This window comes from Algorimicrobium bowmanii (assembly GCF_054031195.1).
Genome location: NZ_CM132929.1, coordinates 758,311 through 779,961, shown reverse-complemented (window position 1 = coordinate 779,961; position 21,651 = coordinate 758,311). Strand labels below are relative to the sequence as shown.

The 21,651-nt window shown below is 35.8% G+C and carries 15 protein-coding genes and 1 tRNA gene; 5 read left to right on the top strand and 11 right to left on the bottom strand.

The window, feature by feature from the left end; genetic code table 11:
* Window positions 1-2: 2 nt before the first annotated feature.
* The 6 genes from ACW5R3_RS03385 to ACW5R3_RS03360 all read right to left on the bottom strand — a co-directional run bounded on the left by ACW5R3_RS03385 (window position 3) and on the right by ACW5R3_RS03360 (window position 10,067).
* The gene (locus tag ACW5R3_RS03385; protein WP_456578220.1) at window positions 3-1,937 is read right to left on the bottom strand and encodes a T9SS type A sorting domain-containing protein; all 1,935 of its coding nucleotides are present in this window, start codon (window positions 1,935-1,937) and stop codon (window positions 3-5) included.
* Between the two features lie 470 nt (window positions 1,938-2,407).
* Window positions 2,408-2,481 (bottom strand) — tRNA-Asp (locus ACW5R3_RS03380).
* 120 nt (window positions 2,482-2,601) lie between these two features.
* Window positions 2,602-3,531: a DUF58 domain-containing protein gene (locus tag ACW5R3_RS03375; protein ID WP_456578219.1), complete on the bottom strand. Its 930-nt coding sequence runs from the start codon at window positions 3,529-3,531 to the stop codon at window positions 2,602-2,604.
* Window positions 3,532-3,857: 326 nt separating this feature from the next.
* Window positions 3,858-4,175 (bottom strand): thioredoxin, encoded by a 318-nt coding sequence (trxA, locus tag ACW5R3_RS03370; RefSeq protein ID WP_456578218.1) that lies wholly within the window; start codon window positions 4,173-4,175, stop codon window positions 3,858-3,860.
* A gap of 267 nt (window positions 4,176-4,442) precedes the next feature.
* Window positions 4,443-8,831 (bottom strand): DNA polymerase III subunit alpha, encoded by a 4,389-nt coding sequence (gene dnaE / locus ACW5R3_RS03365; RefSeq protein WP_456578217.1) that lies wholly within the window; start codon window positions 8,829-8,831, stop codon window positions 4,443-4,445.
* 231 nt (window positions 8,832-9,062) lie between these two features.
* Window positions 9,063-10,067, bottom strand: a complete 1,005-nt coding sequence (locus tag ACW5R3_RS03360) for a DUF6252 family protein (RefSeq protein WP_456578216.1) — start codon at window positions 10,065-10,067, stop codon at window positions 9,063-9,065.
* 156 nt (window positions 10,068-10,223) lie between these two features.
* On the opposite strand from ACW5R3_RS03360, the gene ACW5R3_RS03355 reads away from it, so the two are divergent.
* The 4 genes from ACW5R3_RS03355 to ACW5R3_RS03340 all read left to right on the top strand — a co-directional run bounded on the left by ACW5R3_RS03355 (window position 10,224) and on the right by ACW5R3_RS03340 (window position 13,406).
* A complete protein-coding gene (locus ACW5R3_RS03355; protein ID WP_456578215.1) occupies window positions 10,224-10,736 on the top strand; it encodes a 30S ribosomal protein S16 in 513 nt (170 codons plus the stop codon).
* A 138-nt stretch (window positions 10,737-10,874) separates the two neighbouring features.
* Entirely contained in the window at window positions 10,875-11,405 is a 531-nt protein-coding gene (gene rimM, locus ACW5R3_RS03350; protein WP_456578214.1) for a ribosome maturation factor RimM, read from the top strand.
* Window positions 11,406-11,449: 44 nt separating this feature from the next.
* On the top strand, window positions 11,450-12,163 hold the full coding sequence (locus ACW5R3_RS03345) for a tRNA1(Val) (adenine(37)-N6)-methyltransferase (protein ID WP_456578213.1): 714 nt from the start codon (window positions 11,450-11,452) through the stop codon (window positions 12,161-12,163).
* A gap of 64 nt (window positions 12,164-12,227) precedes the next feature.
* Window positions 12,228-13,406 (top strand): acyl-CoA dehydrogenase family protein, encoded by a 1,179-nt coding sequence (locus tag ACW5R3_RS03340; RefSeq protein ID WP_456578212.1) that lies wholly within the window; start codon window positions 12,228-12,230, stop codon window positions 13,404-13,406.
* 76 nt (window positions 13,407-13,482) lie between these two features.
* Here the strand turns inward: ACW5R3_RS03340 and ACW5R3_RS03335 are convergent, their stop codons facing one another.
* The 3 genes from ACW5R3_RS03335 to ACW5R3_RS03325 form a co-directional block, all read right to left on the bottom strand.
* On the bottom strand, window positions 13,483-14,094 hold the full coding sequence (locus tag ACW5R3_RS03335; RefSeq protein ID WP_456578211.1) for a DUF3575 domain-containing protein: 612 nt from the start codon (window positions 14,092-14,094) through the stop codon (window positions 13,483-13,485).
* Between the two features lie 135 nt (window positions 14,095-14,229).
* A complete protein-coding gene (locus ACW5R3_RS03330) occupies window positions 14,230-16,587 on the bottom strand; it encodes a GumC family protein (protein WP_456578210.1) in 2,358 nt (785 codons plus the stop codon).
* Between the two features lie 10 nt (window positions 16,588-16,597).
* Complete coding sequence (locus tag ACW5R3_RS03325) at window positions 16,598-17,377, bottom strand: polysaccharide biosynthesis/export family protein (protein ID WP_456578209.1); 780 nt, start codon at window positions 17,375-17,377, stop codon at window positions 16,598-16,600.
* Between the two features lie 791 nt (window positions 17,378-18,168).
* Between ACW5R3_RS03325 and ACW5R3_RS03320 the strand changes: the two genes are divergently transcribed.
* Window positions 18,169-19,401 (top strand): OmpA family protein, encoded by a 1,233-nt coding sequence (locus tag ACW5R3_RS03320; RefSeq protein ID WP_456578208.1) that lies wholly within the window; start codon window positions 18,169-18,171, stop codon window positions 19,399-19,401.
* A 379-nt stretch (window positions 19,402-19,780) separates the two neighbouring features.
* On the opposite strand, the gene wecB is transcribed toward ACW5R3_RS03320, so the two are convergent.
* Both wecB and ACW5R3_RS03310 read right to left on the bottom strand, forming a co-directional pair.
* On the bottom strand, window positions 19,781-20,872 hold the full coding sequence (gene wecB / locus ACW5R3_RS03315) for a non-hydrolyzing UDP-N-acetylglucosamine 2-epimerase (protein ID WP_456578207.1): 1,092 nt from the start codon (window positions 20,870-20,872) through the stop codon (window positions 19,781-19,783).
* 104 nt (window positions 20,873-20,976) lie between these two features.
* Window positions 20,977-21,648: a sugar transferase gene (locus tag ACW5R3_RS03310; RefSeq protein ID WP_456578206.1), complete on the bottom strand. Its 672-nt coding sequence runs from the start codon at window positions 21,646-21,648 to the stop codon at window positions 20,977-20,979.
* Window positions 21,649-21,651 lie beyond the last annotated feature (3 nt).

Genomic DNA, 21,651 nt, shown 5'->3' with positions numbered 1-21,651 from the left:
AATTAGTATTTTAATATTTTAGTAGATTTTTGGGCACTTTCTGTAGTCACGGTAACAATATATACACCATCATTTTGATTGAAGGGTATCACTATTTTATCTTGATTTGGTAGGTTTTCTGAAACAGTTAAAATATGTTGACCTATAACGTTATGTATTGAGATTTGATTAATATTTAAATGATTGGGATTTGTAATTACTAATTGTTCCTTTCCATTGTAAAAGGTTGTTAAACTCTGAAGCTCTGTAGCCTCAACAGATAAGGTTTCTGAAGGTTGAAAAACTATAGAATACCGATCTGTATAATTACCTAGCGGTAAGTTAATATTAAAGTCTGAAGCGGTTATTTCATAAGTCTCATTCAAAACATTGTCCTTTATATAAATAGGGCCATCATAATTTTCTACAGCATCAATCATAATTTTATGACTTCCCATTTCAGAAAGTTTTAACCCTATAGGAAACTCAGAAAACTGAGAAAAACTACCCACACCTTGAATTGCATAATGTTTATTAACGGCATCTTCAATAACAAAAAACATATCATCATCTCTTGTTGCTAATTGTAACGCATCATAACCTGGGTTATAGTTTTCATCTGCCATTGAATTCGGCATAAAGCCTAATAACAATTGCCTGTGAAAACCTTCAGGATCCTCATAGCCTATTCTTATATAGGTATCTAAAGCCTCACCTTCCGATCGGTCAGCAATAAGCTCTGTAACACGTTGGGAATTATTAAATACAATTAAACCATCGCTAGTAGCATCAACAAAAAATCCTTTAGCAATAGGAACATACCTTGAAGGTGACTCAACAGATCCTGCAGCACCTACTCCTGAAATAAGTTCTAAAGGAATAGATGGAGGTGCACCACCTGTAATATTACGAATTGCATAACCTCCTAGATAATCCGATAGCATATGGGAGCTAGAACCACCATCTACCCAATAATAAATTGCATCGGTTATAGCAATATTATCGGTTAAAAACTTTACAGCATCTAAAGTAGATGGATACGGATTACCCAACAATACACTTTCACCGTTACTTATAGGAAATTGATAAGTCCCATCGTTTGGCGTACCATGAAACACATAATTCTGAACAAACGAATCGGAATTAGGACCTTTCATTGTATATCCTTCACCAGGGAATATATCGCTAGTTGGACTTATTTGCATCCAATTACTATAGCCTCCTGAACCTCTAGAATATTTATATAACCAACGTCTATTTACAGTTAAAGCAGTCGTTACCTCTCCAAATTCATCTACCTCGGAAGGCAAACCATTATATGGTGACCCCGTGTTAAAAAGTATTTGTTTAGGATCAAACGGTGCTAAATATGAATCACTACCATCAAACTTTCCGCCTTCAAGATTAAACGCACCATAGTTACTAACTGGTGACGACCAATAATCATAATGATATGGAGAACTTGCTCCATATTGATCTATTAGAAGACCTCCAGAAACTTGCGTATTTGCAGACACCCCAACATGTGTTTGAACCAATTCTGCGGAACCATTTAACCTTAAATCGCCATTCTGAAAATTAACAGAATTTTCCACAGCCAATAAAAACCCACTACTAACAGTAAGACCTTTAGCTCCTGTACCTGTAATATCGATTTCTAAGTTATAAAAGTTAGCTTGATTTTGGTTTCCAGATAAATTTAATATGGTGTTGGTAGCACTTTTAAAATAGGTTGTTCCCGATTCTGCATCGGTATCTCCGTCATTTATAAAGTTGTCATTTAAATGTAAATCACCATTTGATACATGGGTCCCACTAGAAGAATTAGTGTATTCGTTTTCAAAATACACATCCGTATCGGATGCTATTTTTAACTGACCTTTATTTACAATTTGAGAATGGGCACCATAGCCAATACCCAAAGTAAACAAAAGCAAGAGCTTTGTTTGTAGGTTCATAGGTTAAGTATTTAGTTCTTAGAGTTTGGGACTCTAAAGTTTAATTTAATAAAGAGGCATTTTTTTTAATTAGTGACTCGTTTTTTTTGTCTTATTTAAACTTGCAAAAATTAGTACTTTACAAGTAAAAATAAATTTAGATTTGGGTTTGCTTTACTTAGGGGTTTGTAAACATATGAAAAAGATACATTATTTTTAATAAAATCTCTTTTATTTACACTTTTTTTTTAGTTTTTCGTGAAATAACCCTGTAATTACTAGATAAATAGAAGAAAACAGCTACAAAAAGGAGAAAATGATATTATCTAAAAACAAAAAAGCATCCCAATCTTCTACATAAGAAAAAAGGAAAGCTTTCCATCGGTTTAACTACTTAAACCACTGATAGACTACTACATCTATCAAACAACACAACTAAACTTTATTGCTAAAAAAAGCTTCAAATTTCTTTGAAGCTTTAGCAATTTTTGCGGTCTGGACGGGACTCGAACCCGCGACCTTCGCCGTGACAGGGCGACATTCTAACCAACTGAACTACCAGACCGTTGCATTATTGCGTGCTTAAGTTTTTGTTACTTGCGTATCAGCCCTCAAGCGGGTGCAAATATAAGCAGCATTTTGAATATCACAAACATTTTTGCGAAAAAATTTCATTTTTTTTTCATTAAATAAACTTACCTCGCGCTATCATAAACGTTGTCAGCACATTATCGAAATTTTTATTTATATCAACTTCTACATAATTTATTCGATATTGTTGACATTTTAGTTTTATTGCCTCAAAATAGTCACTCACCGCTGTTTGATATGCCTCTTTTACACTATCGGCATATAAATTTATATGATCGCCGGTTTCAACATCAATAAATCGCTTTGGTGTATTATCAAAATTAAACTGTTGCTCCTTTTCTTTATCAAACACATGAAACAATACTACTTCATGTTTATTATACCTAAGATGCCTAACTGCCTCAAATAGTTTATCCGCTTCCGTTTCTGTTTGGAACATATCGGTAAAAAAGAAAATTAAAGACCGTCTGTGTATATTTTCGGCTATCTGATGTAGATATGTATAGGTATCTGTTTTTCTACCCTCAGGTTTGGACAGCACCATTTTATTTAACTGATCTAACAGCATATGATGATGCCTGTCGCTTCCTTTCTCGGGAGCATAAAAATCATAAGCATCACTATAAATACTTAAACCTACTGCATCGCGTTGCTTTTTAAGAATATGCATCAGTGCCGCAGATGCTAACGCTGAGAAAGCTATTTTATTTAAATGATCTATCCCGTAGCTCTTCAGCTCTGGATAGTGCATAGAACTACTGTTATCAATTATTAAATGACAGCGTAAATTCGTTTCGTCATCATAACGTTTTGTAAACAACTTATCTGTTTTCGCAAACAGCTTCCAATCTATATGCCGTGTACTTTCGCCTTGATTGTAAATTTTATGTTCCGCAAATTCTGCCGAAAATCCATGAAATGGACTTTTATGCATCCCTGCTACAAATCCCTCTACAACTTGTTTAGCTAGCAATTCAAGATTTTTAAACCCTCCAGCTTTATTGAGTTCGTTTTGTAAATTCATGGTTTGTATTCATTATATTTTTTCACCAATTACACATTGGCTTTAAGACACGTATTAGAACTATTTTACAACTAACCTTACATCCATTACCTTTTCTTGCGTTAAGGATAGAAACGGCATCCTTTTTTAGCTTTAAAGCTCAAAAAGATACAGTGGATAGCCTGGTGTTAGTTTGCGTCGCTAGCAAGCTAACAAACGCCCTAAATACGATAGCTCTAAACTAAAAAAGGTTTGCCATAACAGCAAACCTTTTGTCTTTTATATTTAATAGTGCGCGCCTGCATAAATTAGACAATTAAGTGGCGTCTACTAAATGTGCAATTATCTTATAAAAGCGTATCAATAGCTTCTGTATACGCACTTTTTTGAGCAACACCTACTTGGCGTCCTACAACTTCACCGTTTTGAAAAACTAAAACTGTTGGAATGTTACGTACACCATATTTTGCTGCAAATTCTTGATTTGCGTCTACATCTACCTTACCTACAACGGCTTTACCGTCATATTCTTTACTGATTTCGTCAATGATTGGTCCAACCATACGACATGGTCCACACCAAGCAGCCCAAAAATCAACCATTACAGGTTTGTCACTTTTTAATACGGTTTCCTCAAACGTTGCATCTGTTATTTCTAATGCCATAATATTTAATTTAAATTTGTTCTACTTCTTTTATATATGCAATATTAGTCAAAAATTTTGCCAAAGCTTACAACCTAACAATTTGTTTTATTTATCAGCTTATCACTTACAACTATAATGCGCTTATGGGTGTTCCCTTTTTGCTAGACTACAAAGGTCAGGCTTTCGTGCGTCGCTTCCCCGATAAAAGAATCGGGAAGCGCTCCAACAGGCAGTCAATCCTTAACACGGGGCTTACATATTACAATAGTTGCTTTAAAATATTTTCTAGTTTATTTTATAAAACACATCGTTATGCTCTAATTCATGAAGCAGTTCCTGTGTAATTTGCACCTTTTGCTTCCTGCTAGGCATGCTTAATTTTATTTGTTCTTCATTATCATAGATAATAAAATTTAGTGCGTGATCTCCAACATGACTCCTCAGTAAACTTTGAAGCGCCATAACTTTAGAATCATCTAAATCGGCTAAATTTAATTGTATAGATAGTTTTTTAGCATAGGTAGCCATGACATCATGTAGCAGCTGAAAACTATTAAACTGTATTCGTGGTTCGCCACGTACACCGGTATCCTTTTTTATCCACCCTTCACGAACAAAAACTTTAACATGCACGAAGGAGTTTTTAAGTAAGAAATGTCTGAATTTCAAGTACTCCTCTCCAAAAATACGAAACTCGAAACTCGTTGAATAATCATCAACAGTAAACATAGCCCAACCTTTACCTTGCTTACTTACGCGGTGTTGCACATCGGTAACAACACAACCAAAGGTGAGTTCTCTATTCACATAGGGTTCTAAATTTTCTAATAATGCCAATTCGGAATTACAGAAATTTTTCATTTCAATTTTAAAGTCATCCAATGGATGTCCGGAAATATAAATACCAACAACCTCTTTTTCCTGAGCTAGTTTTTCCATAGTCCCCCACTCTTCACATGGCGGTACCTCTGGTTCGGCTATTTGCACATTACTAGCTTCACCAAATAAACTTACCTGTGCGGAATTTTCATTCTCCTGATGTTTTGCACCATATTTAATGGCTTTTTCTAAAAAGGTAATACCATCGCCATCATCATGAAAATATTGTGCTCTATGGGTATTTTTAAAACCATCAAAACCACCTGCTAAGGCTAAATTTTCGAATGCTTTTTTATTAGCAGCACGCAAATCTATACGCTTCGCAAAATCGAAAATAGATTTATACGGCCCGTCTTTATCACGGTTTTTTACGATAGTCATTACCGCTCCATGTCCTACCCCTTTAATTGCTCCCATTCCAAAACGCACGGCATTATCTTGGTTTACAGAAAACTTATAGTAACTTTCATTAATATCAGGCCCAAGTACATCCAACTTCATACGTTTACACTCCTCCATAAAGAATGACACCTGTTTGATATCATTCATGTTATTCGATAACACGGCAGCCATATACTCAGCAGGGTAATGCGCTTTTAAGTAAGCCGTTTGATATGCAATCCAAGCATAACAGGTAGAGTGCGATTTATTAAAGGCATAACTGGCAAATGCTTCCCAATCCTTCCAAATTTTCTCCAGTTTTTTAGCATCGTGCCCATTGGCTTCTGCTTGCTGAATAAACTTGGGTTTCATTTTATCTAGAACGGCAATTTGCTTTTTACCCATGGCTTTACGTAAGACATCGGCTTCACCTTTGGTAAAATCTGCCAACTTCTGAGAAAGTAGCATTACCTGCTCTTGATAGACCGTAATTCCATAGGTTTCCTTTAAGTACTCTTCCATGGCAGGTAAATCGTACTCAATATCTTCTTTTCCGTGCTTACGTCTGGTAAAACTCGGAATATATTCCATTGGCCCTGGCCTATACAAGGCATTCATGGCAATTAAGTCTTCAAACACCGTAGGCTTTAACTCCTTTAAGTGTTTCTGCATACCGGGCGATTCATATTGAAAAACACCAACTGTTTCACCACGTTGGAAGAGCTCGTATGTTTGCTCGTCATCTAAAGGAAAGCTATCCGGATCTAATAAAACATCGTGTTTAGCTTTTACAATTTTAACTGTATCCTTAATTAGAGTCAACGTTTTTAAACCCAAGAAATCCATTTTAAGAAGTCCTGCGTCTTCAACAACAGAGTTATCAAATTGGGTTACATATAAATCCGAATCTTTTGCCGTTGAGACTGGTACGAACTTGGTAATATCATCTGGAGTAATAATCACACCACAAGCGTGAATTCCCGTATTTCTTACCGACCCTTCTAAAGTACGGGCTAGGTTCACTGTTTCCGCCTGTAAATCGGAACCATCAGAAATATTTAAAAGCTCGTTTACCTTTTCAAGATCTTCAGCACGAAATTTAGAACTCAATTCCTTTTCCGACATTCCAAATATCTTCCTTAATTTGGACATGTTAGGTATTAGCTTAGCTATTCTATCGGCATCAAAAAGTGGCAAATCGAGTACACGTGCGGTATCACGAATAGATGATTTGGCTGCCATCGTACCATAGGTAATAATTTGAGCCACCTGATTGGCACCATATTTATCTATTACATAATCCATAACCCGACTTCGACCTTCATCATCAAAATCAATATCAATATCGGGCATACTTACACGGTCTGGATTTAGGAAACGCTCAAAAAGTAAATCGTACTTCATAGGATCGATATTGGTAATCCATAAACAATAGGCAACAACAGACCCTGCTGCTGAACCACGCCCTGGACCTACCGAAACATCCATATTTCGTGCTTCACGAATAAAATCCTCTACAATTAAGAAATAACCTGGGTAACCCGTTTTTTCAATAACGCTCAGCTCAAAGTCTAACCGCTCAATTACCTCTTCTGAGAGTTCTTCACCATAGCGTTTTTTAGCCCCCTCATAAGTTAGGTGTCTTAAAAACGCATTCTCCCCACGCTTGCCATTATCCGTTAAATCGGCTTCATGTTTAAATTCATCAGGAATATCGAAGGCAGGAAGAAGGACATCTCTGGCCAACTCAAACGCTTCTACTTTATCAACTACTTCTTGAATATTTATAATGGCTTCCGGAACATCTTTAAAAAGTTCCTTCATAGCGTCTGAAGACTTAAAGTAGTATTCTTGGTTAGGCATTCCGTAGCGATACCCACGGCCACGACCTATAGGCGTTGCCTGTTTTTCACCATCCTTTACACATAATAAAATATCATGAGCATTAGCATCTCCTTTCTTAGCATAATAGGTGTTATTGGTTGCTACTAATTTAACATTGTGTTTTCTAGCAAAATCAATAAGCACCGGATTTACACGGTTTTCATCTTCTTGATTATGCCGCATTATTTCAACATACAAATCATCACCAAAAGTTTCTTTCCACCACAATAAGGCTTCTTCGGCTTGAGATTCACCAACGTTCAGTACCTTACTTGGCACTTCACCATAAAGGTTTCCGGTTAGTACAATTAGGTCTTCTTTATATTGTTGTATTAATTTTTTATCAATTCGTGGTAGATAATAAAATCCATCCACAAAGGCATGCGATGATAATTTAGCTAGATTATGATAACCATTTTTGTTTTTAGCAATTAAAACTATTTGGTAGCCATTATCTTTTCGCGATTTATCTGTATGATCTTCACAGACAAAAAACTCACATCCTAAAATAGGTTTAATCTCTTTATGTTTTGGTGCTTCACCTAAAGCTTCAGCTTCTTTGTTTTTTGCTTGTACACTTTTATTATGATTACTTACAGCTTTTACAAAATGAAAAGCCCCCATCATATTAGCATGATCGGTTAGCGCTACAGCAGGCATATTATGTTCGGCTGCCACAGCAACTAAATTAGGAATACTAATTGTAGACTGTAAAATAGAAAATTGTGAGTGGTTATGCAGGTGCACAAAATCGACCGCTTTTAACTCAGAAATATTCTCTTTAATCTCTTGAGCCGACAGCCCATCATCTTGAGCTTTTAAGAGGCGCTCTCTAATTTTATCACTAGCTCGTTTTAAATTAATATGTTTTAAACCTATTAATTTAATTTCTTGCGGATTAGCTTTATGGAATTGTTCAAAATAATCCGGCTCAACATCTAGTTGTTCAACGGTGTATTCTTCACGTCTCACCAATTCTAAGAAACAGCGCGTAGTGGCTTCTACATCGGCCGTAGCGTTATGCGCTTCAGAAAAAGGCTTATTAAATAGGTACTCGTGTAATTCCGTTAAAGTAGGTAGTTTAAACTTTCCATACCGCCCTCCTGGTATTTCGCATAAGTTTGCGGTATGCTCTGTACAAGTATCTAAAACAGGTAGCTCTTGAAGCTTATTAGCCATGTTTCCACGAACAAACTCAGCGCCCATAATGTTTAAATCAAACTTCACATTCTGACCAACAACAAACTTCGTTTTATTCAGAGCTTCATTAAATTTCTCTAAAACCGTTTGTAAATCAACCCCTTGCTCTTGGGCTAACTCTGTAGAAATACCATGAATTTTTTCGGCATCATAAGGAATATTAAAACCATCAGGTTTTACCAAATAATCTTCGTGCTCAATACAATTCCCCATAGCGTCGTGTAATTGCCACGCTATTTGAATACATCTTGGCCAATTATCGGTATCGGTAATTGGTGCATCCCAACGTTTTGGTAAGCCGGTTGTTTCTGTATCAAAAATTAAGTACATCTATAATTTGATTTTATGGTATTCTACTTGTTAACGGATTGCCATACAATATTGACATAAAAATACTGTAAATAGCTGATAATATGACTGTTTTTCTTTGGAAGAAAAGTTTTTAAAATTACATATTATTAATGCTTTTATAAAATGAAGTTATAAACAATTTGAAAAAAATTGGCATAAAAAAAAAACGCAGCCTAGTAGCTGCGTTTTTTTTATGATATGTTTTATACATTAAAAATTATCAAGGTAATCTGGAATACCATCACCGTCGGTATCATCGTTTGTTACATCGCCATCATTATTTACATCTTCATCACTGGTTAAAACACCATCGCCATCATCATCATTATCCAAATAGTTTGGGATACCATCACCATCTGTATCATCATCTAAAACATCACCATTAGCATTAACATCTTCAGCAATTGTATTTAAAGAATCTCCATCGTCATCAGCATCTAAATAGTTTGCAACACCATCTCCATCTGTATCATCATTTGTTACATCACCATCAGCATTCACGTCCTCATTAACTGATAGAATTCCATCTGCATCATCATCACCACAATATAAGGTATCAATAATTGCTTGAATACTACCATCGCCATCTACACAAGCAATTTGCAAGTTAACAAGTGCTTCTCTGTAAGCATTACAGTTAGCCGTGTACTCTGCTGAGGTTGTTGGTGTATTTAGGTATAAAGTTTCAGCTTGATCAACAAGCGTTTGAGCTTCCTCACAAGACATTAAGTTTGGACCAGCACCAACCGGAAGTGGTATATCAAAGAACACACCCTCACTAAAGTGCACCACTTTAAGTCCATCGTTTGAATAAGCTGAGAAATAAAACTCCCCAGAAATAATATTATTCGCAGCATCGTAGCGTGTTACCGAAATAAGCCCTTCAGCAGGGTAATCGCTAAAATCGGAATTATGCTCGTTATTTGTTGAATAACTGATATCGTCATAATCTAAAAACTCAGCGTAGCTTGTGCTTCCAATTCCCAATGGGTAATCGCCAATAGCTAAATCGGCAAGATGTAAATATATTGTTTCAAAATTATCACCACCTGTAATTAACAATTTATCAGCATCGTCAAAACGGGCATTAAAATAGGTCGCTTTCCAACGCACACCATCTTTTTTTCCTTGTACTGCAGGTGTATTAAACTCAATCTCATCGCCACAACTAAAAAGGGTTATAAAGGTTATGGCTAGGGCAACTATTTTTCTCATGATTTTGTATTTATGCAACTAATATTAGCAATCAAAAATAACATAAATAAAAATAAGAAAAAGCATTTTAGATAATTAATTAAGTTTCAAAAAAATAGCGTATATTTGCAGCCATTATTAATAATCGAGGTCGCGAACCTCACAAATTAATTATTTATGTCAGTTAAAATTAGATTACAAAGACACGGTAAAAAAGGAAAACCTTATTACTGGATTGTTGCGGCTGATGCACGCGCAAAAAGAGATGGTAAATACTTAGAGAAATTAGGTATCTACAATCCAAACACAAACCCAGCAACTATAGACTTAAACGTTGATAGTGCAGTTAAGTGGTTACAAAATGGTGCACAACCAACAGATACGGCTAAAGGTCTTTTATCTTACAAAGGTGCTATGTTAAAAAATCACCTTGCAGGTGGAGTTAGAAAAGGCGCTTTAACAGAAGAGCAAGCTGAAGCTAAATTTACTGCTTGGTTAGAAGAAAAAACAAGCAAAATTGAAGCTAAAGAACAAGGTTTAACTGCAGCGCAAGCTGACGCTAAAGCTAAAGCATTAGCAGCTGAAAAAGCTACTAATGAAGCACGTATTGCTGCCAATACACCAGCAGTAGAAGAAGTTTCTGAAGAGGCTCCAGCAGCTGAAGCAGATGCATCAAACGAAGAAGAATAAAAACATTTTTTTTTATACTTTTGAACCCAGACTTAAACGGTCTGGGTTTTTTTATACCTAATTACGATTATAAACACAGCATAAAGGTGTTTATAGTTTATATTTAAATCCATACTGCAACATCCAAACAGTTATACCATGAAAAAAGAGGCCTGTTTTTATTTAGGTAAAATAGTATCTAAATACAGTTTTAAAGGTGAGTTACTTATTAAGTTAGACACCGATGAACCTGATTTATATGAACATTTAGACGCTATGTTTATCGATTTACGTTCTAACTTAGTTCCCTTCTTTGTGGAATCATCACAGTTACATAAATCTGATTTACTACGTGTTCGTTTTGAAGATGTCGATACAGAAGCCGATGCAGATGCATTAATAAACTGTGCTATTTACCTGCCTTTGGATTTACTTCCTAAGTTAGAAGGCAATAAGTTTTATTACCACGAAATAATTGGTTTTAAAGTTACAGATACAGCGTTTGGATATGTTGGGGAGATTACTTCTGTTAACGATTCGACAGCACAAGCTTTATTTGAAATTGATCGTGACGGTACCGAAATTTTAATCCCAATGAACGATGAATTTATAGAGCAAGTTGATAAAGCAGGAAAAGAAATCACCATAAAAACACCTCCAGGATTAATTGACCTATATTTAGAAGACTAAATAAGCATATCATACTAAACACAATTTGTTTCTAAAACAGCAGCATGCATAAACCTTTCAAATTCAAACAGTTTACCATTGAACAAGATCGTTGTGCTATGAAAATAGGAACCGATGGTGTTTTATTAGGCGCATGGGCACCTATTGATGCTCATCCGTTTTCTATTTTAGATATTGGTGCTGGTACCGGAGTCTTGAGTTTGATGTTAGCACAAAGAAGTACCGCAACCGTTATTGATGCTTTAGAGATAGACGCCGAGGCATTTGAGCAGTGTGTTTCCAATTTCGAACAGTCTGACTGGGCTGATCGTTTATATTGCTATCACGCTAGTTTAATGGAATTTGCTGAAGAAATAGACGACACTTACGACCTCATCATTTCTAATCCGCCATTTTATTCCGAAGCTTATAAAACAGAGAGTGCGCAACGTGATTTGGCTCGATTTCAAGATGCCATGCCTTTTAATCATTTGCTTGACAGTGTTTCTAAACTCCTTGCTGTTACCGGAGAATTTGCTGTAATTATCCCTTTTCAAGAAGAAGCGGCATTTACAAACTTAGCTTCAAAGTACGGCCTATTTCCTTATAAAATAACCCATGTAAAAGGCCATGAGCAATCGGACATTAAACGCAGTTTAATGGCATTTAAGCGCGGTAAAACATCTTTAGAGAAGAATACACTTGTTATTGAAACAGGAAGACATCAATACACGTCAGCCTATACCGCACTTACCAAAGATTTTTATCTGAAAATGTAGTTTATTAATTGTTAACTGCAATCGTTTTCGTTATTTTTACGACTATTACTTTAAAAAAATAAACATGAAGCCAGATTTATTTGAAGCTCCTGATTACTATAACTTAGATGAGCTATTAACAGACGAGCATAAATTGGTACGTGATGCTGCCCGCGAATGGGTTAAGCGCGATGTATCACCTATTATTGAAGCGTATGCTCAGCGTGCTGAATTCCCAAAACAAATTATAAACGGACTCGCTGAAATAGGCGCTTTCGGTCCTTATATACCAGAAGCGTATGGCGGAGCTGGTTTGGATCAGATTTCATACGGACTTATCATGCAAGAAATTGAACGTGGTGATTCAGGTGTTCGCAGTACTGCATCGGTGCAATCATCTCTAGTTATGTATCCTATTTGGAAATACGGAAATGAGGAACAACGCAATAAATACCTACCTAAATTAGCTTCAGGTGAATGGATAGGTTCATTTGGATTAACAGAGCCCGATCACGGTTCTAATCCAGGTAGCATGGTAACCAACTTTAAAGATATGGGCGACCACTATCTTTTAAATGGTGCTAAGATGTGGATTTCAAATGCTCCGTTCTGTCAGGTAGCTGTTGTATGGGCAAAAAATGAAGAAGGACGTATTCATGGACTTATTGTGGAGCGTGGTATGGAAGGATTTACAACTCCAGAAACCCATAATAAATGGTCGTTACGTGCATCGGCAACAGGTGAACTTATTTTTGATAATGTGAAAGTTCCAAAAGAAAACATATTACCAAACAAATCTGGACTAGGCGCACCATTAGGTTGTTTAGATTCGGCACGTTACGGTATTGCATGGGGTGCTATTGGAGCTGCTATGGATTGTTATGATACAGCATTGCGTTATAGCAAAGAGCGTATTCAATTTGGCAAACCCATTGGACAATTTCAATTGCAACAGAAAAAACTAGCTGAAATGATAACCGAAATAACTAAAGCCCAATTATTAACATGGCGTTTAGGTGTATTACGTGATCAAGATAAGGCAACTTCCGCACAGATTTCTATGGCGAAACGTAACAACGTAGACATGGCTATTAATATTGCTCGTGAAGCTCGTCAGATGCTAGGCGGCATGGGTATTAGCGGTGAATACTCCATTATGCGTCATTCTATGAATTTAGAAAGTGTTATTACTTATGAAGGTACGCACGATATCCATTTACTGATTACCGGATTAGATATTACCGGTTTAAATGCATTCAAATAAACCCTTATTGATTTACATAAAAAAAGCGTCTGTTACAACAGACGCTTTTTTTATTACTCTTTCTCAGCTTCGTTTTTTATTTAAGCATGTAAACTAACATAATACCACCACGGTACAACAAAACTTCTCCGCTTCCATTAAAATCCCGGTAATTGGTTTCATCTACATCCACACGCTCTAAACCATCATATCCTTTATAATTAGATTGGGTTAAGCCCCCTCCAACAAATACTTCTATCCCCCAACGGTCGTTAAACCGTTTCTTATACCCAGTTGTAATACCATAAAAAGTTGCACGACCCGACTCGTATTGTCCGTGATCTTGTTTATTATATCCACTTGCTTCACTGTAATGATCGTAAACCACTAAAAAGCCAGGTTTCTGCATGGTATACATCCCGAACCCAACATGGGCTCCGAGAAAAACACCTTGGCGTTTGGCTTTAAAATAATAACGATACTCTGGAAATACTTGTATAATTTGCAAGGGATCGCCATTAAAACTATCCCAAAAAGAAGCTAATACATCTAATTGTGCACTAGAATGACTACTTATAGGTATTTCGACTCCAAAATTAGGTATCAACAATGCCGCTGTAGCAGCATTGAATTTGATTTCCGTTTGCGCTTGTCCACCCTGTATAAAAGCTAGTAAAACCGATAAAAAAAATATATGCTTTTTAGTCATTATAAACTCTACTTTTATTTAAGGTTATTTTCGAAGGCTTTTTTAGTTATGTCTTTTCGACTTATAAAATTATCACACTATTTACTTATACAGGGTTGATCTGTTAATTTATATATTTAGTCATGACTAATAAGTCTACTTCCAAAACTGATACCATGCTTTTTTGGGAACATCTGCTGAATAGCCATATCCATACCCATAGTTATAACCATAACCGTGCGCCCCTCTATGACTGATATCGTTAACAACATAGCCCATCTTGTTAATTTTATTCTGATCAACAAGTTTTTTAGAATACTCTATTAATTTCTTTTCAGTAGTTCCTGAGCGTACCACATAAACAGCGTAATCTGTTTTATTAATAAAGGTTAAGGTATCTGCTACTAATAAGGTTGGCGCCGTATCGATAATTACATAATCATACTCCTTACGTGCTTCACTTATAAATTCTTCAAAACGAGGACTAGCTAATAAAACAGCAGGCATCGGTGGAATTGCTCCCGACAGCATCATATCAAAGTTATTGGCGTTTTTATCCAAATTAATAACCCCTTCACGCCAGTTAGCATCTGGGTCACTTAAATAATTAGAAAGTCCGAATGTATCTTTAGACACGTTAATAAAAGGGTGTAACTGCGGATTTCTTAAATCTGCTCCAACTAATAGCACTCGTTTTTTAAGTTGAAAATAGGTGTCGGCTATGTTATATGAAACTGTTGTTTTACCTTCCCCTTTAACAGAAGACGTGACACTAATAACATGCCCACCTTCGTGTGCGTTACCCACTTGCATAAAGTTTAAGTTGTGTACAAGGGTTCTAAACGCTTCTTCTGCTTGTGCATTGTTTTGAATTCCTTGTGGTGCTTCTTTAGCCGATGGTATGGCAGGAATTTCTCCTAAGATTGCCATCTTTGGATTGATAGCTTCTACATCTTTTCCTGAATAAATTTTATTATCCAATAAAAACTTAACGTATAGAATTCCTATTGGAATTAGCACCCCCAAAATTAAGGCCCCTAGCAAGATTATTTGTCGCTTGGGTGCTACCGGTGTCGCATTCGTAAGTGCATAGTCGATAACCTTAACATTCGCAGAAGTTACCGCCATATTTATAGCCGCTTCTTCACGCTTTTGTAATAGTAAAAGGTATAGGTTTTCCTTAAGTAGTTGTTGCCTTTCAATGCTGCGTAAAATTAATTCTTTGTTTGGCAAGGTTTTAAAAGACTGTTGTGCATTGGCTTGCGCTTGCTGATTTTGCTTTAAGGATTGTTGTAATTGCCCCTTATAGCCTTTTAGTGAACTACTTATGTTGCTGTTTAAATCGGTAATTGTTTGCTTTAAAATTTTAACACGCGGATTACTATCACCAGCACTTGTTTTCCATTTATTATATTCTAATACGGCGTTATTATAATCGGCTACTAAATCGTTAATAGCCCCACTTGATAATCCAATATTAGCAGGTAATAATTCAAAATCATTGGCATTAGTAATACTATTTTCTAATACCTCAGCTAGCATCACTTGAGTTTCCACCTCAAAAAGCTGCTCATCTTTCATGGTACGCTTTTGCAGAACAGAAGCAGCGTCGGCTTCAAAAATACTCAGATTATTATCTTGCTTAAACACCCCTTTAGACACTTCAATAGAATCTAACTCAACCGACAGGTATTGAAAACGTTCATCAATAAAAGAGATTGTACGTTTAGAAACCTCTTGTCTATCTAAAATACCATCTTCCGTATAAACTTCGACTAAGGTATTTAACGCGGATTGGGCATAGTCTTTATCTGTAGCATTTAAGCTCAGCGTTATAATATCGGAGCTTTTACCATCTGGAGCTATTTTAATACTATTTAATAAACTCTGAGTCGTATGACTTAAATTCCTAATTCGCACATGGTAATCCGGGTTAGGTCCTGGTTGTATGGTATTATTATCCTTAGGCGCTAATACAAATGGGAATTCGGCTGTTGGTTCATTAAAATAAAATGAAGGTATTTCTAGAACCGTTCCTGTATTGGTATTAACCACTTTATATCCTGAGTCAATAATAGTAATATCGTATTCTAAACCAGCTTCTCCCCCATCAGCTTCTGCTACATAGGTTGCTACAAAAGGCGCATTAAAAACGCGCACTTCATTGACACGACCTGTTTGATAGTAAGATACTTGTAAATTAAGTTTTTCAACAACCTTACGGTTTAAACGAAAGGAATTTAAAATGGCTCTTTCATTTTCAAGGTTTACATTACCTTTACCTAAAATTTTATCGAGATCTAAGGACAGACCTGAAGCCTCTTTATCGGATAAGATTTTAACTTTTGCTGTTGTGGTATAGCTATTAGGAATGTAGCGCAAGTATAAAAATGCAGATAATGTCATTATTAATGCACTGACTAAAATCCATGGCCAATAGGTTAAGTAACGGTATACCAAACCTTGGATATCTAATTGCTCGTTTTCAGATTCTGTTTCTATTTGATTGTACATGTTATAAATCTTAACGGGTGACTAGAATGGTAACACTTAATGCAAGAGACAACACAGCTATTAATGTTGTTACACTCCCTATATATCCAGCAGTTTTAACTTTAGCATCATTAGGCTGCACTACTAAAACATCATTAGGTCTGATGGTATATTTTGGATCGTTCATCCAATCAGCCGTACGTAAATCGATATGTGTTATTAGGCGTTTGCCATCAATTTCACGAATTAATAACACATCATCTCTACGGCCGTTGATGGTTAAATCACCTGAATACCCTAAAGCCTGAGGCACGGTTAAATATTGTTCTGTAAAACTATAGGTTCCTGGCGCATTTACCTCACCCAAAACCGTTACTTTAGCATTTAATAGACGTACTGTAACCACGGGGTCGACTAAATGCCCACCTGATTCTAACAACTCATAGACAGCGGTTTCCACTTCTGTTCCTGTTAATTCTTTAACAAATACCTTTCCTAAGATTGGTAAACTGATATAGCCTTCAGGACTCACTAAATACCCTTGAAGCTTCATCATTTCTATATTATTATTTACTATTTTACCTGAAGCATCACTGAAATTGTAAGGAATAGCTGTTTCGGGGATACCAGCACTAATAACAACAGATAGGATATCATTTGGTTGGATGGTATTTTCTAGATAATTGATATCTGTTTCCTTAAAGGTATCAGCATCTTGAAAGTATAGAATTTCTTTCTTACTCACACAGCTACTTATTAGCAATACACAAACAGCCCATAAAAGGTGCTGCCATTGATTTTTTTTAATCATAATTTATGTTCTATTAACATATAATTTTAGGGAACTCCTTACTTCATTGTTTAAAAAGGAAGTAAGCATACATATTTTCTTCGCATAATACGAATAACTTATTTATTAGTCAACACCTTCAACATTAATAAAACAACAAGACAACTTGCTGTTTATGAAGCATCAAGACATACAACTTCGTAAATATTGGACAAAAATAGGAACTAATTAGAACATAGCACAGGTTATTTCTGCAAATATTCCGTTTATAATCCCTCTTCCACCTGTCGGCGAAATTAATATTCCTCAATAATTAACTTACTTAATTCCGATAAATTACAAATTTTGTTGTTTAAACGCTTATTTCTAACAATATTCCAAAAAATAATAGAGCACATACTCTAAGTAATCTTTACTAATTGCTTTTACCTCCTGTTATTAAACCACATTTTAGCCATGTATTTATACGGTACACTTTGACATCTTTCTACGTAAGTTTTTATTCAAAAACATCTCTTTTTACAATCTTATACACCAGGTATTAGGTTTAGAAACATCTGTAAACCCCAAATTATTTGACAGTTATCTAGTTACCCTGCCATCAGTGCGTTTCCTCTTATTAAAGAATATCATAATATTGATTGAAAAACAAACCCTAAACCCAACTAATAGTCAATATTTTAACAGTTTTATTAGCAATATCCAATTAGCAATAAATAGCATCGATTTCTCTTACTTTTTTCCCTTAAAGAGCTATATCTTTGCGTCTTAATCCATTTTATAAATACAATTTATTTAAACCATAACAAATTATGAAGAAGATTGCTTTATTATCGATGAGTTTGCTTTTTACGGCAGCAACATTTGCTCAAGATAGTTACAACCATTGGTCTCTTGAAGCGGGTGCTAATATGACAAGTGCTTTTAAAGGCTTTAGTAGTGATTCCTATAAAAATTCGATGAGCAAATCATTAGGAGGTGAATTTAAGGCCCGTTATATGATAAACAACAAATTCGGTTTTCAATTAGGCGGATTTTTTGGAGAAATAACAAATTCAGAAAACTCATTACCTTTTAACTCTCAATATTTTGGAGGCCAAATAGAAGCTGTTGCTAATTTAGGTAACCTATTAGGTTTTAGAGAATGGACGCAACGTTTTAACGTATTGGTTCACGCTGGTGGTGGTGTTAGTGCTTTATCACCTGACAACGACCCTAATGAATTACCTACGCCATTAATTATGGATGGTGGTACAGATTACACGCCAACTTTAGTAGCTGGTTTTACACCACAAATTCGTATTAGTAACCGTGTAGCCTTTTTTGCTGATGCGAGTGTACATGCCAACTGGAAACAAAACTATGCATGGGATATGAACTCAAATATAGGTGGCCGCTTTATTGAATCGGGCTTAGTAACTGTTTCTGCTGGTATTCAAGTCTATTTAGGAAAGCATAAAAAACATGCTGACTGGGTAGATACTGCTGTATACCAAGAAGACTTAGTTACTTTAGACAACCGTATTATGGTATTAGAGTCTCAAGTAAAAGATTTAACAAACGAGGTTGAAGAAACACGTATTATAGCTACTGAAGCAGGTCAGAAAACAACTGTTGACAAAAACAACAATGGTGTAGATGACGCTACTGAAAACTATATTGACACACGTTTAGCACAAGGTCAATCTAGTGGTGCTACAGCAAAAAGCTTATTAAACAATGGCTATGTAAATGTTTACTTTAAATTTAATAGTGCAGAACCTGAAACATATTCTTTACAATCTGTAAACTATTTAATTAAGTATATGACTGAGAACCCATCATCGGAAGCTGATTTAATTGGCTATAGTGATGAAGTTGGTGATGCTGCTTACAACAAAACTTTATCTGAGCAAAGAGCTAAGAAAGTTTATGATATTATAGTTGCTGCAGGTATCTCAGCAGATCGTTTATCTTACGAAGGTGGTGGTGTAGATAGCTCTGTAGATAAGAGTTCTTCAAATGCACGTCAGTTAGTACGTCGTGTGACATTCAAATTGAAATAACATATTTATTGCGAGCTGTGCTGTAAGGTATTGCTTGACTTTATAAAAAAAGGGACGTCTTGAAAAAGACGTCCCTTTTTATTTACTTATTATTTAATTATTGTTTCAGGATGATTTGGGTTTCGTTTTACAGAGCGATTCTTCTCTATTTCTAAAATTGTTTTAAATATTCTGTTCGAATAATTTTAAGACTATTACGCTAAGGGGTTGTGATTATAATATATTCATACACCATCCATACACTATCCATACACTATCCATACATCATCCATACACCATCCATACTCTAGCCTTTTACATGCCAAAACTATATACGAACTATCCATGGACTATATACGGACTATCTACGGCCCATCTATGGACTACCTCATTCGGTCTATTACAGGTTATTTTGCAGAATTTCAACAATTCTTGTAGCTGTCTGTCCATCCCACATAGGAATGGTTTTTGATGTTTTCCAATTACCTGCGAAAAGGGTTTGAAGAACATGTTTTATATTTTCAGGATTAGTCCCCACCAATACATTCGTACCTAAGGTAATCGTTTCAGGACGTTCCGTATTGTCACGAAGTGTTAAACAAGGTACATTTAAAATAGATGCCTCTTCGGTAATACCACCAGAGTCGGTAATAACTGCTTTGGCATTTTCTACTAGATAATTAAACTCTAAGTACCCCAATGGCTCAATCATATATAAACGCGCATGAGTCAGGTCTAAGCCCTTTAATATTTTGGCAGTTCTGGGGTGTACTGGAAAAATTAATGGTAAGTTTTCTGTATTATTAATTATTTCTAGCAACATCGCTTTTAACTGTGATGCTTTATCCACATTTGCTGGACGGTGTAGGGTTAAGACTATATAAGCTTTATTTTCTAGTTTTAAATGCGACCATACCTGAGGTCTTCGAAAGTTTGGACGTTGCTTTAGCAAGGTATCAATCATGGTATTCCCCACAAAGTGTATACGCGATTTAGTAACCCCCGCTTTAAGCAAGTTTGTATTTGCTAATTCGCTAGTAGTAAAAAACAGATCGGTAATCGCATCGGTTACCATTCTATTTATTTCTTCAGGCATGGATGTATCTCCTGAGCGTATCCCAGCTTCTACATGAGCTACTTTAACCTGTAGTTTCTTGGCTGTAATACTGCAAGCCATTGTAGAATTGACATCCCCTACTACCAAAACCAGATCGGTTGGATTGGCTAGCAGTTCTTTTTCAAAACGCATCATGATATGAGCCGTTTGTTCAGCCTGGGTTCCACCACCTGCTTCTAAATTGCTATGTGGTTCTGGAATTTCTAATTGCTCGAAAAAGCTCCCGGACATTTTCTTATCGTAATGTTGCCCGGTATGAATTAAACGAAAACCTATAGCCACCTCCTGTTTTTGCAAATCTTGAATAGCGTGAATAATAGGTGCTATTTTCATGAAGTTTGGCCTAGCTCCAGCTACAAGTGTGATGGTTTTCATTGTATAGATGTATTCGTTTATAGTCTATTTTCTAATTCCAGTACCTTTAGGTATTTGATAGATGATATATCAAACACCTGATATTTTTTAAAGTCTTTGCTTACCTAAAACGATCGTTTCGGCAAATCTTTAAACCATGAATATACAATTTCACTGGTAGGATTGAAAATAACCCATGCGGTAACTAAAATGATTTTCACATCCACTAAAAAGGACTCATTTGCTTGGTACCATTTTTCAACCTCTCCTTTAAAAGGGTATATTTTTTCCGCATAAAAAACCCATGGATCTTCACCATTGTTTTTCACTTGTGTAATTAACTCCTCTTCATCTCTAAAAATAATAGAGCCAATTCCGGTTAAGCCTGGTTTCACGTTGTAAATAACTTTCTGAACCTCTTTTGGATATGCATCAAAACTAATTTGCATTACTGGACGTGGCCCAACAACACTCATGTCGCCTTTAAAAATATTGATTAGTTGTGGTAACTCATTAATTTTGCTCTTCCTTAAAAATCCACCCATAGGCGTAATTCGTGGGTCTCTTTTGGTGGTCATAATACCACCTGACATATTAGGACTATCCTTAAGCATGGTGGCAAATTTCCAGATTAAAAATGGTTTGTTTTTATACCCCACACGTTCCTGTTTATACCAAATATAGCCTTCCCCTGTTAGTTTCAGACCAATCATAATAGGAATTAATAAGGGTGCTAGAATCAGTAATGCTATTCCTGACACTAAAATATCACAGAGTCTTTTAAATACTTGATACATAAT

What these genes read in the sequence shown, in the direction of transcription:
- ACW5R3_RS03320 (WP_456578208.1), top strand. Translation starts at nt 18,169, where the DNA reads ATGAAGAAGATTGCTTTATTATCGATGAGTTTGCTTTTTACGGCAGCA.
- ACW5R3_RS03330 (WP_456578210.1), bottom strand. Translation starts at nt 16,587, where the DNA reads ATGTACAATCAAATAGAAACAGAATCTGAAAACGAGCAATTAGATATC.
- trxA (WP_456578218.1), bottom strand. Translation starts at nt 4,175, where the DNA reads ATGGCATTAGAAATAACAGATGCAACGTTTGAGGAAACCGTATTAAAA.
- ACW5R3_RS03375 (WP_456578219.1), bottom strand. Translation starts at nt 3,531, where the DNA reads ATGAATTTACAAAACGAACTCAATAAAGCTGGAGGGTTTAAAAATCTT.
- ACW5R3_RS03340 (WP_456578212.1), top strand. Translation starts at nt 12,228, where the DNA reads ATGAAGCCAGATTTATTTGAAGCTCCTGATTACTATAACTTAGATGAG.
- dnaE (WP_456578217.1), bottom strand. Translation starts at nt 8,831, where the DNA reads ATGTACTTAATTTTTGATACAGAAACAACCGGCTTACCAAAACGTTGG.
- ACW5R3_RS03385 (WP_456578220.1), bottom strand. Translation starts at nt 1,937, where the DNA reads ATGAACCTACAAACAAAGCTCTTGCTTTTGTTTACTTTGGGTATTGGC.
- ACW5R3_RS03325 (WP_456578209.1), bottom strand. Translation starts at nt 17,377, where the DNA reads ATGATTAAAAAAAATCAATGGCAGCACCTTTTATGGGCTGTTTGTGTA.
- ACW5R3_RS03345 (WP_456578213.1), top strand. Translation starts at nt 11,450, where the DNA reads ATGCATAAACCTTTCAAATTCAAACAGTTTACCATTGAACAAGATCGT.
- ACW5R3_RS03310 (WP_456578206.1), bottom strand. Translation starts at nt 21,648, where the DNA reads ATGTATCAAGTATTTAAAAGACTCTGTGATATTTTAGTGTCAGGAATA.
- ACW5R3_RS03355 (WP_456578215.1), top strand. Translation starts at nt 10,224, where the DNA reads ATGTCAGTTAAAATTAGATTACAAAGACACGGTAAAAAAGGAAAACCT.
- rimM (WP_456578214.1), top strand. Translation starts at nt 10,875, where the DNA reads ATGAAAAAAGAGGCCTGTTTTTATTTAGGTAAAATAGTATCTAAATAC.
- wecB (WP_456578207.1), bottom strand. Translation starts at nt 20,872, where the DNA reads ATGAAAACCATCACACTTGTAGCTGGAGCTAGGCCAAACTTCATGAAA.
- ACW5R3_RS03335 (WP_456578211.1), bottom strand. Translation starts at nt 14,094, where the DNA reads ATGACTAAAAAGCATATATTTTTTTTATCGGTTTTACTAGCTTTTATA.
- ACW5R3_RS03360 (WP_456578216.1), bottom strand. Translation starts at nt 10,067, where the DNA reads ATGAGAAAAATAGTTGCCCTAGCCATAACCTTTATAACCCTTTTTAGT.